At 67.8% G+C, this 11,956-nt stretch carries 11 protein-coding genes; 7 read left to right on the top strand and 4 right to left on the bottom strand.

All coding sequences use genetic code 11. The features are described from left to right. The first annotated feature begins 3 nt into the window (after positions 1 to 3). The 7 genes from ACTZWU_RS09470 to ACTZWU_RS09440 all read left to right on the top strand — a co-directional run bounded on the left by ACTZWU_RS09470 (position 4) and on the right by ACTZWU_RS09440 (position 9,148). Positions 4 to 1,311 carry a sigma-54-dependent transcriptional regulator gene (locus ACTZWU_RS09470; RefSeq protein WP_444737108.1) on the top strand — a complete coding sequence of 436 codons (1,308 nt, stop codon included), beginning with the start codon at positions 4 to 6 and terminating at the stop codon, positions 1,309 to 1,311. Positions 1,312 to 1,504: 193 nt separating this feature from the next. Continuing rightward, on the top strand, positions 1,505 to 2,461 hold the full coding sequence (locus ACTZWU_RS09465) for a TAXI family TRAP transporter solute-binding subunit (protein WP_444737107.1): 957 nt from the start codon (positions 1,505 to 1,507) through the stop codon (positions 2,459 to 2,461). A 52-nt stretch (positions 2,462 to 2,513) separates the two neighbouring features. After that, the gene (locus tag ACTZWU_RS09460; RefSeq protein ID WP_444737106.1) at positions 2,514 to 4,637 is read left to right on the top strand and encodes a TRAP transporter permease; all 2,124 of its coding nucleotides are present in this window, start codon (positions 2,514 to 2,516) and stop codon (positions 4,635 to 4,637) included. Beyond that, a complete protein-coding gene (locus tag ACTZWU_RS09455; RefSeq protein ID WP_444737105.1) occupies positions 4,637 to 5,023 on the top strand; it encodes a DUF1850 domain-containing protein in 387 nt (128 codons plus the stop codon). The genes ACTZWU_RS09460 and ACTZWU_RS09455 overlap by 1 nt, the downstream gene beginning before the upstream one ends. 359 nt (positions 5,024 to 5,382) lie before the next feature. Then, positions 5,383 to 7,818 carry a calcium-binding protein gene (locus tag ACTZWU_RS09450; RefSeq protein WP_444737104.1) on the top strand — a complete coding sequence of 812 codons (2,436 nt, stop codon included), beginning with the start codon at positions 5,383 to 5,385 and terminating at the stop codon, positions 7,816 to 7,818. A 183-nt stretch (positions 7,819 to 8,001) separates the two neighbouring features. Beyond that, entirely contained in the window at positions 8,002 to 8,646 is a 645-nt protein-coding gene (locus ACTZWU_RS09445; RefSeq protein WP_444737103.1) for a response regulator, read from the top strand. A gap of 97 nt (positions 8,647 to 8,743) precedes the next feature. Further along, complete coding sequence (locus ACTZWU_RS09440; RefSeq protein ID WP_444737102.1) at positions 8,744 to 9,148, top strand: flagellar export chaperone FliS; 405 nt, start codon at positions 8,744 to 8,746, stop codon at positions 9,146 to 9,148. Between the two features lie 229 nt (positions 9,149 to 9,377). Here ACTZWU_RS09440 and ACTZWU_RS09435 read toward each other — a convergent pair whose 3' ends face one another. From ACTZWU_RS09435 to ACTZWU_RS09420, 4 genes are read right to left on the bottom strand one after another with little or no spacing between them, the layout of a single operon-like run. Beyond that, complete coding sequence (locus ACTZWU_RS09435) at positions 9,378 to 9,800, bottom strand: hypothetical protein (protein WP_444737101.1); 423 nt, start codon at positions 9,798 to 9,800, stop codon at positions 9,378 to 9,380. A gap of 9 nt (positions 9,801 to 9,809) precedes the next feature. Further along, positions 9,810 to 10,115 (bottom strand): flagellar biosynthesis anti-sigma factor FlgM, encoded by a 306-nt coding sequence (flgM, locus tag ACTZWU_RS09430; protein ID WP_444737100.1) that lies wholly within the window; start codon positions 10,113 to 10,115, stop codon positions 9,810 to 9,812. After that, positions 10,100 to 10,858 carry a flagellar basal body P-ring formation chaperone FlgA gene (flgA, locus tag ACTZWU_RS09425; protein WP_444737099.1) on the bottom strand — a complete coding sequence of 253 codons (759 nt, stop codon included), beginning with the start codon at positions 10,856 to 10,858 and terminating at the stop codon, positions 10,100 to 10,102. Before flgA ends, flgM begins: the two co-directional genes overlap by 16 nt. Continuing rightward, positions 10,855 to 11,955: a flagellar assembly protein T N-terminal domain-containing protein gene (locus ACTZWU_RS09420; protein WP_444737098.1), complete on the bottom strand. Its 1,101-nt coding sequence runs from the start codon at positions 11,953 to 11,955 to the stop codon at positions 10,855 to 10,857. The genes flgA and ACTZWU_RS09420 overlap by 4 nt, the downstream gene beginning before the upstream one ends. Between the last annotated feature and the right edge of the window lies 1 nt (position 11,956).

The following is an 11,956-nucleotide window of genomic DNA, read 5'->3' as shown; positions in this document are numbered from 1 at the left end:
CTCATGCAGGGCGATCGCGGCAGGATCATCTTCATCGACGACGAGGCGGGCCTGTGCGAGGCCGCACGCGACTGGCTGGGGGCATCGGGCTTTGCCGTGCGGACCTTCACCGACCCGGTGGCCGCGCTGGCGGGCCTCGACCTGCCCGGCTGCGACTGCGTGGTGACCGATCTGCGGATGCCGGGCGTTGACGGGCAGCAGGTTCTGGATGCGCTCAGGCTGCGCGACCCCGATCTGCCGGTCGTGCTGCTGTCGGGCCATGCGGATGTGCCCGTCGCGGTGGCTGCCATGCGAACCGGCGCGCATGATTTCCTTGAGAAACCCTATCGCGCCGAGCATCTTGTCGAGGTTCTGGACAATGCCGTCGCCTTGCGCCGTGCGCGGCGTCAGGCGCGGGCGGGCGGGCCTGCGCTGTTGTCGGAACGGCTGGAAGCGCGGTTGCCGGGCAGCAGCGCGCAGGTCCGCCATCTGCGCCAGCGTGTGCGGGCGCTGGCCGATCTGCCGGTCGATCTGATGCTGTCGGGCGAGCCGGGGACGGGCCGCCTTGCGCTTGCGCGCTGTCTGCACGATCTGGGGCGGCGGGCGCGCAAGCCCTTTGTCGCGCTGGACGCCCATGCGCTGAGCGGTCCGGGGGCCGAGGCCGAGATCTTCGGGCTGGATCGCGGATCGGGCGGCGCCGCGCGGGCGGGGCGGATCGAACAGGCCAGCGGCGGGACGCTCTACATCGCCTCGGTCGAGGCGCTGCCGCTGGCATTTCAGGCGCGGCTGATGGCGGTGCTGCGCGAGGGCGAGGTGATGCGCGGCGGGGCCTTGACGCCGCGCCCGGTCGATCTGCGTCTGATCGCGGGGACCGGCCCGGACCCCGCGCGGGCCATGGCCGAGGGGCGGCTGCGCGCCGACCTGTTCCACCACCTGTCGGCGGCCGCGCTGACGCTGCCGCCCCTGCGGCACCGGCGCGAGGATCTGGCCGAATTGTTGGCCGCCTGCCTGCACGAGGCCGCGCGCAGGCTGGGCCTGCCCGCCCCGGAACTGCGCGCCACCGATCTGGACCGGCTGATGGCGCATGACTGGCCGGGCAACCTGCCGGAACTGCGCGCCGAGGCGCAGCGTCTGCTTCTGGCGCCCGAGCCTGCCCCCCTGCCCGACCCCGCCCCGCCCCTGCCCGAAAGGCTGGCCGCGATCGAGGCCGCGATGATCGCCTCGGCCCTGGCCGAAGCCGGGGGCGTGGCCGCACAGGCCGCCGAACGTCTGGGCCTGCCGCGCCGCACGCTGAACGAGAAGATCGCGCGCTACGGCCTGCGCGCGGAGTGATCGGGCGGTTTTTTGCCATGTGCCTTGCGGATCTGGCGGATAATCGCCCGGCCCTTGTTCAGAAGGACGTTCGTAACACAGAAAAAACAAAGGCTTGCCGAAATCCTGCCCATGTCACGCCGCCGTGACTTGCGCGTGGGTTCGCAGGGCATCGGCTGCTAGCCTTCCTGCCAGAACATCATGGGAGGATCGCATGTTCCATCGCATCGCTGCCGCCGTTCCGGCGGCCGCCCTGACGGGCATTCTGGCCACCGCGCCCCAGGCGCAGGCGCAGGACTTCATCAACGTGCTGACCGGGGGCACCTCGGGGGTCTATTATCCGCTTGGCGTGGCGCTGTCGGAAATCTATGCCGCAGGCATCGACGGGTCGCGCACGCAGGTCCAGGCCACCAAGGCCAGCGTCGAGAACCTGAACCTGCTGGCCCAGGGCCGGGGCGAGATCGCATTTGCCCTTGGCGACAGCGTCAAGATGGCCTGGGAAGGCAACGAGGAAGCGGGCTTCCCCCGCCCCCTGTCCGAACTGCGCGCCATCGCGGCGATCTATCCGAACTACATCCAGATCGTGGCCGACGCGGACTCGGGGGCGGTGACGCTGGACGACCTGCGCGGCAAGACGCTTTCGGTGGGTGCCCCGGCCTCGGGGACCGAACTGAACGCGCGGGCGATCTTTGCCGCAGCCGGGATGAGCTATGACGATCTGGGCCGGGTGGAATACCTGCCCTATGCGGAATCGGCAGAGCTGATCAAGAACCGGCAATTGCAGGCGACGCTGCAATCCTCGGGTCTGGGCGTGGCCTTCATCCAGGACCTGTCGGCCACCCACGACATCACCATCGTCGAGATCCCCGAAGAGGTCGTAACCGCCATCGGCGAGCCCTTCGTCCCCGCGACCATCCCGGCAGGCACCTATGCCGGGATCGATCAGGACATTCCGACCGCGGCGGTGGGCAACATGCTGATCACCCATGAGGGCGTCAGCGAGGAAACCGCCTATCAGATGACGAAGCTGATGTTCGACAACCTCGACCGGATGCGCAGCGCCCACGGCGCGGCGGCGGCGATCACCCCGGAAACCGCGCTGGACGGCCTGCCCATCCCGCTGCATCCGGGCGCCGAGCGGTATTACCGCGAAATCGGCCTCATCCAGTAAGCCGAGCGGCCCGCGCACCCCGCGCGGGCCGTCCCATCATCCGGAGAGCGCCATGAAAGATCCCATCCCCGCCGGCGGGCCCGCGCCCGCCGCCCAGCCCCGCCTTGACCCCCATGCCGAGGCCGAGGTCAGCGAGGGCCTGCCCCCCGGTTTCGGCACCGGCCTGCCCGGCCGCATCGCCTTCTGGCTGGCGGTCGTCTTTTCGCTGTTCCAGCTTTGGGCGGCGGCTTACGGCACCCTGCCCAGCCAGATCGTGCGGGCGATGCATGTGGGCTTTCTCTTGCTGCTGGGCTTCGTGCTGATCGGCAACCTTGTCGCAAAGACGCGGGCAGGGCAGGCGTTCTTCTGGGCGCTTGGCATCCTGGGCTTTCTGACCGGGATCTACCAATGGGTCGAATACGCGCCGCTGATCCGCCGGACCGGGTTCCTGAACCAGATGGATCTGGTGATGGGCACCATCCTGATCGTCCTGGTTTTCGAGGGCGCACGCCGCCTGATGGGCTGGCCTCTGGCCGTCATCGCGGGGATTTTCCTGGCCTATTGCTTCCTGGGCCAGCACCTGCCCGCGCCCTTCATCCATCGCGGCTATGGCTTCGACCAGATCGTCGAGCATTTCGCCTTTGGGACCGAAGGGATCTATGGCAGCCCGATCTATGTCAGCAGCGCCTATATCTTCATCTTCGTGGTCTTTGCGGCCTTTCTCGAACGGGCGGGGATGCTGAACCTGTTCAACGATTTCGCGCTTGGCATGGTCGGCCATGTGCGCGGCGGCCCGGCGCAGGTCGCCACGCTGTCCTCGGCGCTGATGGGGACGATCTCGGGCTCGGGGGTCGCGAATGTCGTGGCCTCGGGGCAGTTCACCATTCCGATGATGAAGAAATCGGGCTTCCGCCCCGCATTCGCCGGAGGCGTCGAGGCGACGGCCTCGATGGGCGGGCAGATCATGCCACCCGTCATGGGCGCCGTGGCCTTCATCATGGCCGAGACGCTGAACGTCCCCTACGCGCAGGTCGTCAAGGCCGCGATCATTCCGGCCATGCTGTATTTCGGCGTCGTCTTCTGGATGGTCTGGTTGCAAGCCGGGCGCGACGACCTGCGTGGCCTGCCGCGCGAGACGCTGCCGAACCCTTGGCACGCGGTACGCGATCAATGGCCGCTGGTCCTGCCGCTGGCGGCGCTGGTCTATCTGCTGTTCGCGGGATACACGCCGATCTTCGCGGGCACGATGGGGCTGGCGCTGGTGACGGTGCTGATCCTCGGCACGCCTCTGGCGGCGATGATCGGGCCTTTCGCCTTTCGGATGGTGTTCTGGGTCGCGCTTGGCCTCGCGGCGGCCAGCTTCATGCGCTACGGCGTGAACCTGCTGGCCATCGTGATCGCGGGCCTGATGGTCGCCTGCCTGCTGCTGAAAGGCGCAAGGCCCACGGTCGGCATCGTCCGCGACGCGCTGGCGCAGGGGGCACGCAATGCGCTGCCGGTGGGCATGGCATGCGCCATCGTCGGCATCGTGATCGGCACGCTGACGCTGACGGGCATCGCCTCGACCTTCATCGGCGCGATCATCGCCATCGGGCAGAACAACCTGTTCCTGTCGCTGCTGCTGACCATGCTGACCTGTCTGGTCCTGGGCATGGGCATCCCGACGATCCCGAACTACATCATCACCTCGTCCCTCGCCGGTCCGGCGCTGCAAGAGCTGGGCGTGCCGCTGCTGGTCAGCCACATGTTCGTCTTCTACTTCGGGATCATGGCCGACCTGACGCCGCCCGTGGCGCTGGCCTGCTTTGCCGCGGCGCCCATCGCGAAATCGACCGGGCTCAAGATCTCGATGCAGGCGATCCGGCTGGCGGCGGCGGGGTTCATCATCCCCTTCATGGCCGTCTATACGCCATCGCTGATGCTGCAGGACGGGGGCGCCATCGCCGAAGCCTATGGCTACCCGGTCGAGGTCGCCTTTGTCCTGTTGAAGACCGTGCTCGGGGTCGGCCTGTGGGGTGTCGCGGTGGTGGGCTACCTGCTGGACCGCACCACCCTGCCCGAACGGCTGCTGGCCCTTGCGGCGGGCGTCTCGCTGATCCTGGCGCTGCCGGGATCGGATGCGGCAGGCTTCGGGCTGGCGCTGGTCTTCGTGGCGGCCCATTGGCTGCGCGTCCGCCGCAAGCGGGTGCCCGCCTGATGCTGTGCCTTGCCGCCGGCGCCACGGTGCTGTCGCTGGCGGCGGGCGAATTCACGCTGGAATGGACGCATTCCGTCAGCCGGACCCTCTGGTGGGAACGCTGGACGGTCAGCGCCGAGGGGCTGGCGCCGGTCGAGGCGCGCGTGACCGGCGCAGGCGCCGGAATGGAGCCGCCCCCGGACGCGATCTGGCGCGACGGCGCCTGGCACTACACCCCCCGCATTGCACCGCAGCGCGAAATCTGGCTGGCCGATTCCGGCGCCACAGCGGGTTGGAGGCTCTGCGCGGCAGGGACATGCCACGTCCTGTCGGGAACGGGCCGGCCCCTGCGCCTGTGGGCAGCCACGGATGGCTGCGCCCCGCAGCGGCCGTCCCAGATCCGCTGACCCGATCAACACACGCATAAGCTGCAAGATCAGTCCCGATTCGCCGGAGGGCGGCGTTTCCGTCGCGTCAAGGCGACGCGCAACGGCTGACCTTCGGATGCTTTAATACCATCGAATTCGCGCTGAATATTCTTAGGTATATTCTTTGCGCATCCTTTAACTCATACATTTACCGATGAATGCATGCCGGCATCCGGATGCAGGAAATTCCTTAACCTTACGCTTTCTGGCGCCCCGCTCGGATCAGGTTATTTTCCTATTGTCGGGAAAATCTGACGGGCAAAGCGTAAAAAGCTGATTTCTGGAACACCGATTTCGGTGAAGGGAAACGCTTTTGCCTTTAACACCGGAGGCAAAAGATGGGCGCCCTCAATTCAAGTCATTTCGGCATGAATATCGTGCTGACCAATGACAGCGCAAAACCGGGCAGCCCCTTCTCCGGGAAGCTGTCCGAGGTGTCATTCTCGCATTTCCGCTATCCGGGCGGAGGCGTGACCGAGGATCAGACCTGGGCGAATGGCGGGTTGCAGCGGATGTTCGGCGATCCGATGCCCGAAGGCTCCGAGAACTACGTCATGACGTTGCGCGAGGCCCTGGCGCTGGCGGAAACGCACGACACAACGCTGACCATCGTCATTCCGACCTTTCAGTTCTACGACACGGACAGCCAGACATTTAAACACGGCGCATTCAACCGCTATCTGACCGAGCTTGAGAATGTGCTGACCGAAGGCGACCAACTGCGCGTCACCTCGCTTGAAATCGGGAATGAATACTGGGCGTCGATTTCGGCATCCGATTATGGAAAGATCGCCAACTTTCAGATCCCGCGCCTTGTTTCATTCAATGACCGGCTTGAATCTCATTTCGGTGCCGATTTCACCCGTCCCGATATCGGAATTCAGGCCGGGGCTGCCTGGCGGGCCAGTGGCTCGCGCGAATCGGAGGAAATCGCGGCCGAGATCTCGATGACGAATCGTGGCCATGTCGACGTGATCTACCAGCACGCCTATCCCAATCCTTACAAGGATCTGGACGGCGAACTGGAAAGCGCGATGGACCCCGCCAAGGTGTTCTCGACGCTGCCGGGCTTCCCGCGCGATCTGGAGATCTCGCTGTCGGAATTCAACATGGGCATCCATGCGGGGCCGCAGCCCTTCTATGGCGTCAACCAGGCGACGCTGTGGATCGAGGAACTGTCGCGCTATGTCGATGACGGCGTGGACCGGATCGACCATTGGGGCGGCACCTACAAGTGGCTGACCTCGAAGATGTACGATGCCAAGTTCCCGCCGGCCGAAAGCGACGGAGGCCTGATCACGGCCAAGGCGACGCCCTTCGGGCAGGTCTTCGACATCGCATCCAGCAGCCTGATCGGCATGCAGACCATGTCGGACAATGCCGCGACAGCCGATATGGGCCTCAGGGGGCGCTTTTCGGTGACGGGCTTCCAGTCCGACACGCAGCGCGTGGTGTTTCTGGGCAACCTGACCGAGGGCAGCAACCGCATCGACCTCGACGCCATCGCGCCGGGCAAGCATGTCAGCATCCGCCACCTGATCCCCGCGGATTCGCCCCATTCGGACTGGTATGACGAAAGCACTGTCCATCTGACCGATGAGACGCGCATCGTGGATGCGCGCGGCGACATGAAGGTCATCAGCGGCACCGATCTGCGCGGCACCTTCACGCTGCGCCCGAACGAGCTGGCCGTGGTGACGATCACCGATCGTGGCGAGGACCTGGTCCTCGAGGGCGCGCACAACGTCACCGACGACCGGACCGGCATGGTGAACGACCTGCTCAAGGGCGGGCTGGGCAACGACCTGCTGATGGGCCATGTCGGCAATGACACGCTGATGGGCGTGGCGGGGCGCAACGTGCTGGTGGCCGGGTCGGGCGATGACCTGCTGATCGGTGGACGCGGCAGCGACGTCTTCATCTCGAACCGCGGCAATGACGCGATCATCACCGGCAGCGGCGAGAGCCTTGTCCTGATCGACGGAAGCGGCCCCGACGTGGTGACGGTCGATGCCTCGAAGGGCAGCGCCGTGATCCTGACCGGCGGCGATCGCGACGTGATCCTCTCGGGCTTCAAGGAGGGCGACCTGCTGGGATTTGGCGGCGCCTTTGACCGCCCCGACGATCTGCGCGCGGCCAGCCTTGTCGAGGACGGCAACCTGATCATCACCGAGCCGGGCGGCCGCACAGTCACCCTGATGGAGGGCGCGGGCCTGATCGACCGCCTGCCCCAGATGAATTTCGACTTTCTGTCCAACGCCCAGGGCAAGGCGCTGGTCGCCTCGTTTGTTGATCCGCTGAACCTCAGCCAGCTGCCCGTCGCCCATCCCGGCCTCGAGGCGCTGCTGCCCGAAGGCGCCGACTGGCTGCCGCGTCTTGAAACGCTGCTGGACGCGCGCGCCCCGGTGATCACGCCCGAGCCCGGCGATCTGGGCGTGCTGCCCCCGCCCGTCGAGCAGGTCGAAGAGCCGACCGACGACGACGAGGAAGACCCCCAGCAAGAGGACGGTTCGGGCGGCGGCTGCTTCGTCGCGACCGCAGCCTTTGGCAACCGTCTGCACCCCGACGTGGTGGCCCTGCGCGCCTTCCGCGACCAGCATCTGTGCCGCTATCGCGCGGGCAGGGTGTTCATCCGGTTCTACTGGTGGATCGGCCCGAAACTGGCGCGCAAGGTTGCCCCCTCGCACTGGAGCGGCCGCGCCAGCCGCCGCGTCCTTTCCGCCCTGGTCCGCCGCCTGAATGCGGTCGGGCTGTGCGGGAACGGGACATGCTGAACAATTGGCGGGGGCGCCTATCCGTCCGGTTAGCCGCCCCGTACTCAAAGGTCAGGCCAACGGCGCAAAGGTCGCGATCACGTTGATATCAGGCCGTGTCTGGTAAACCATACGTTTCAGGCGAAGGGGAACCGGCAGCTCAGAAAGATAACGGAAAAGCCCGCGCCAAAAGGAGAGAAGACCATGCTCATGGACGTTCCGAGCGAAAAACCGATCCGCGTGCTTCTGGCGGATGACCACCGCATGATCCTTGAGGTCTTTGCGTTGTTCCTCACCGAAAGCGGAAATATGGAGGTCACGACCGCCGAAACCTTCGACGAGGCGGCCGACCTGATCCAGTCCGAGGGCGCCTTTGACGTCGTCCTGCTGGACCTGCACATGCCCGGCATGAATGGCGTCGCGGGCCTGCGCCGCGCGATCCGCCTGAACGAGGGCAAGCCTGTCGCGATTATCACCGGCACCCCCACCCCGCGCATGCAGGACGAGATCATGAAGGCGGGCGCCTCGGGGATCGTGCTCAAGACCACCCCGGTCCGCAGCCTGGCAAACGCCATCCGCTTTATGCAGAGCGGCGAGCGTTACCTGCCGATGGAGCTGATGCGTCTGCAATCCCCCGAGGTCCGCATGCCCCGCCAGGGCCATCTGAGCGACAAGGAGATGGAAGTCCTGAACTTCCTGGCCGAGGGCAAGCCCAACAAGGAAATCGCCAAGGAATTGCAGCTGGCCGAGCCGACCGTGAAGATGCACGTCACCTCGATCTATCGCAAGTTCGACGTGCAGAACCGCACGCAGGCCGTCGTCGTCGCGCGCGATATGGGGCTGGTCTGACGGCCCGCCCCTTGGGGGGAAAAGCCGCCCCTCGATTAACAGTTCGGGCCGAGAAGCCGTTGATAATGGCAGAAATCGACAACGATCCGAGGATGTCATGTCGCTTGATCTCGCCCGCCGTTCCTATGGTCGCGCCGCCCAGGCGGGACTGACCGCGCCCGAAGACCCCCATGCGATCATCGGCGTGGCCCTGACCGAGCTGCACGGCGCGCTGGAGGCCCTGTCCCATGCCGTAGCCGCGGGCGACCACCTGCCGCCGGGCCCGATGACGCGGGCCCTGTCGGCGATCTACCTGCTGCAGAACAGTCTCGATTTCGAGCAGGGCGGCGATATCGCACCCGCTCTTTTCCAAGTCTATGAATATTGCCGCGTCCAGGTCGTCGCCGCCTTCCGCCGCGAGATCGAGGACCCCGAGGGCATTGCCAAGGCGCTATCCTTCATCGCCTCGCTGCGCACGGCCTGGTCGCAGATCGGACAGGAACCCGGTCGCGCCGTCGGCTGACCCCTTTCGCCTTCAGACATCCCGGATCAGGCCCGCGCAGACCGTGCGGGCCTTTGTCATGTCACGCGCAGCTGTTCACCGGGTCCTATCCGTCCCGACGCCGGCCCGGCGCATGAAAAGGCCCGCGCCTTTCAAGGGGCGCGGGCAAGGCGACAGGGAAGAGAGGCAGCCGAGGAGCACAGTTCAAGCGGCAGTCAGAGGTCGAGGCGCGGCCCCGAAGGGCCGGGCCTCAATGCGTGCGCAGCAGACGGATGGTGCGGACCGTGTCGCTGGACAGGCCGAGCGTGTCGCCGATCTCGCTATTGGGCAGACCCTCGCGGCACATGGCGATGGCCTGTTCGATCATGCGTTCCGAGGTCAGCCATTCGACATCGGCGCGCAGCGCGTTCAGGTCTTCGCGCAGCGCGACGGCCTCGGCCTGGCGGCGCTGGTCCTGGGCCTGAAGCTGGTCGCCCAGCAACTCGATCCGCAGGGCCAGGGCGCTCATCGGGGCCTCGGCGGCAAAGCTCATCTCGGCCTCGGCCTCCTGGGCGCGGATCGCAGCGGCAGCGGCAGCATTGCGGCGCGCCCGCATGATCCAAGCCGAGACGAGGGCCGCCAGCGAAAGGCCGGCGGCGATCAGCAGGACCGGAACGGGAAGGGTCGGGAACATCGCGCCTCCTTAGCGGGACAGGTCGATGGCATCGCGGAACAGCACGTCCGCGATGCGTTCGGGGTCGATGGGATAGGCTCCGGCGGCGATCGCACCGGCAAGGCGATCGACCAGCGCGCGGTCGATCGGGGGGCCCTGACGCAGGGCCTCGGGCAGGCTGCCCGCCTCGGCCGACAGGCTGAGACTGTCCATGCCCACCTTGCCCGGCGCCGCAGGGGCTGCACCAGTGGCGCCGGGGCGGGCGGTGCCGCGATCCGGCTCCAGCTCGGTGACCGGCCGCAGGCGGGTGATGTTGGGTGTTACTGGGTTGACCATGAATGCCTCCGTATGCCCTGCCTAACGGCAGTTCGGCGCCGCATGTTAGGACGAACCCGCACCACGCCGCGCCCGGTGATCAAAGCCTCGACCTCGCGGCCGGCCGGACCGGGGCGCACGGGGATGCGGTCGCCCGCGACCCCGCCGCCAAGGGCGGTGCCGGTCACGATGATCTCGATTCCGGCGGTGGCCAGCGCGATGGTGACCGCATCGCCCGGCTCGACATCCAGCGCGGGTTCCAGATGCCGTTCCAGCAGGATCTGGCCCGCGCGCAGGTTCTGGCGCAACCGGCGCCCGATCGCATGGCCGGGATCGGCCAGCGCCTGCCCCGCATCGGCGGCGGCAGGCCGGGTCGTGGGGCTCAGATCCTCGGCGGCGATCCGCGCGCCACGCGGCAGGGGGCGCGCCAGGGCGAGCGCGGGCAGCGTCGCCACGGGACGCGCCTCGGCGGGGTCGCGGGGCACGGGGGCGGCGGCGCCGCTGCGCGTACGGAAGACGCGCTGCCACGCCTGCGGGCCGGGGCAATCCAGCGCGACGCGGCCCCAATCGGGGGTCAGCGCAGTCACGACGGGGGCCGTCTCGCAATCGGGCAGCGCCCGCAGGGGCGGGGCCATGTCCGGCAGTGGCGCGCCAGCCTGCCGCATCGCATCCGCGATCAGAGCGGCGGTCTCGGGGCCTGACAGGCCCCGCGCCTCGGCGGCCAGTGGCAACGCCAGCGCGATCAGCAGGGCAAGGCGCCTCATGGCAGCCCCGCGGCGGTGGTGACAAAGCGCACCGGGCGCCCGTCAAAGGCGTTTTTCGGACGCTGCGGGTCCAGCGGCGCCAGTTCAGCGCTGCGGTCGCCCAGGGCCACGACCTCAAGAAGTTCAGTCGAGCGGTCGGGATCGACGGTAAAGCCGATGCTGGTCCGCATCAGCCCCTGCGCCCGCCCGACCGGCAGCGTCAGCCGCCCCGAGGTCAGGCGCAGGCGCTCCAGCACGGGCTGACAGGCGGCGCGGTCCAGAAGGCCCGCGAGGGCCGGACCAGCGCCTTGCGACAGGCGCGCGGCCATCCGGTGACGGTCGGGCTGGGTCAGGACAGCGGCATTGCCCAGCAGCGAGACGCCGGGCAACCGCAGCGCCTGCGCGTCCGAGGCAGCGAAGCTTTCGCCTGCAGGGCCGTCCAGACGCAGTGACAGGCCAAGGCTCAGGTTGCGGTCGATGCGGCGGACCTGGATCAGCATCTGCAAAGCATGACCGCCCGCCTGAACCCGCGTGCTGCCGCGCGTCAGGCGCTGGTAATCGAAGCGGTCGCGCCCGGGGTCCGCAGGCGGCAGGCGGTCGGCGCGAACCATCTGCGCGACCGCCGGATGCCCGGCCGCACGCGCGATCAGGTCGGTGGCCATCTGACCGGCCAGCGCATCGGCCCAGGCCGGCGCGTCGGGGGCCACGTCGATCACCGGCGGATAGGCCGTGACCAGCAGGCGCCGCCTTTCGGGGCATTCGCCCGCGCGCGGCTGACCCACCCGCGCCGCGACCCGCAGGCGCAGAAGCTGGCCGTCAAGCTGTTCGGACAGGACGCGGTGTTCCAGGATCTGCCCGGTCGGGCGCATCACCATCAGGTCCGAGGTCATGCGGGTCATCGACAGCGCCGAATGCCCCCTGAGATCCGCACCCCCGGCCAGCGAGGCCGACAGCAGCGCATCCGCGAGCGCCCGGCGCCGCGCTGCGGGCAGGTCGGCCGCGCCCGAGACATGGGCCGCGCCCACGACCTCGACCCAGCCGCGCCCCTTGGCCTGGGCGCCCGCCGGCGCGATCAGCGCCGCGCCCAGCAATCCGGTGAACAGCCTGCGACCCATCATG

The sequence above is a fragment of the Paracoccus sp. NSM genome (assembly GCF_052379855.1).
Classification (GTDB): domain Bacteria; phylum Pseudomonadota; class Alphaproteobacteria; order Rhodobacterales; family Rhodobacteraceae; genus Paracoccus.
This window is presented reverse-complemented; position numbering and strand designations above follow the sequence as displayed.

What these genes read in the sequence shown, in the direction of transcription:
- ACTZWU_RS09435 (WP_444737101.1), bottom strand. Translation starts at nt 9,800, where the DNA reads ATGTTCCCGACCCTTCCCGTTCCGGTCCTGCTGATCGCCGCCGGCCTT.
- ACTZWU_RS09420 (WP_444737098.1), bottom strand. Translation starts at nt 11,955, where the DNA reads ATGATGGGTCGCAGGCTGTTCACCGGATTGCTGGGCGCGGCGCTGATC.
- ACTZWU_RS09455 (WP_444737105.1), top strand. Translation starts at nt 4,637, where the DNA reads ATGCTGTGCCTTGCCGCCGGCGCCACGGTGCTGTCGCTGGCGGCGGGC.
- flgM (WP_444737100.1), bottom strand. Translation starts at nt 10,115, where the DNA reads ATGGTCAACCCAGTAACACCCAACATCACCCGCCTGCGGCCGGTCACC.
- ACTZWU_RS09445 (WP_444737103.1), top strand. Translation starts at nt 8,002, where the DNA reads ATGCTCATGGACGTTCCGAGCGAAAAACCGATCCGCGTGCTTCTGGCG.
- ACTZWU_RS09470 (WP_444737108.1), top strand. Translation starts at nt 4, where the DNA reads ATGCAGGGCGATCGCGGCAGGATCATCTTCATCGACGACGAGGCGGGC.
- ACTZWU_RS09465 (WP_444737107.1), top strand. Translation starts at nt 1,505, where the DNA reads ATGTTCCATCGCATCGCTGCCGCCGTTCCGGCGGCCGCCCTGACGGGC.
- ACTZWU_RS09440 (WP_444737102.1), top strand. Translation starts at nt 8,744, where the DNA reads ATGTCGCTTGATCTCGCCCGCCGTTCCTATGGTCGCGCCGCCCAGGCG.
- ACTZWU_RS09460 (WP_444737106.1), top strand. Translation starts at nt 2,514, where the DNA reads ATGAAAGATCCCATCCCCGCCGGCGGGCCCGCGCCCGCCGCCCAGCCC.
- flgA (WP_444737099.1), bottom strand. Translation starts at nt 10,858, where the DNA reads ATGAGGCGCCTTGCCCTGCTGATCGCGCTGGCGTTGCCACTGGCCGCC.
- ACTZWU_RS09450 (WP_444737104.1), top strand. Translation starts at nt 5,383, where the DNA reads ATGGGCGCCCTCAATTCAAGTCATTTCGGCATGAATATCGTGCTGACC.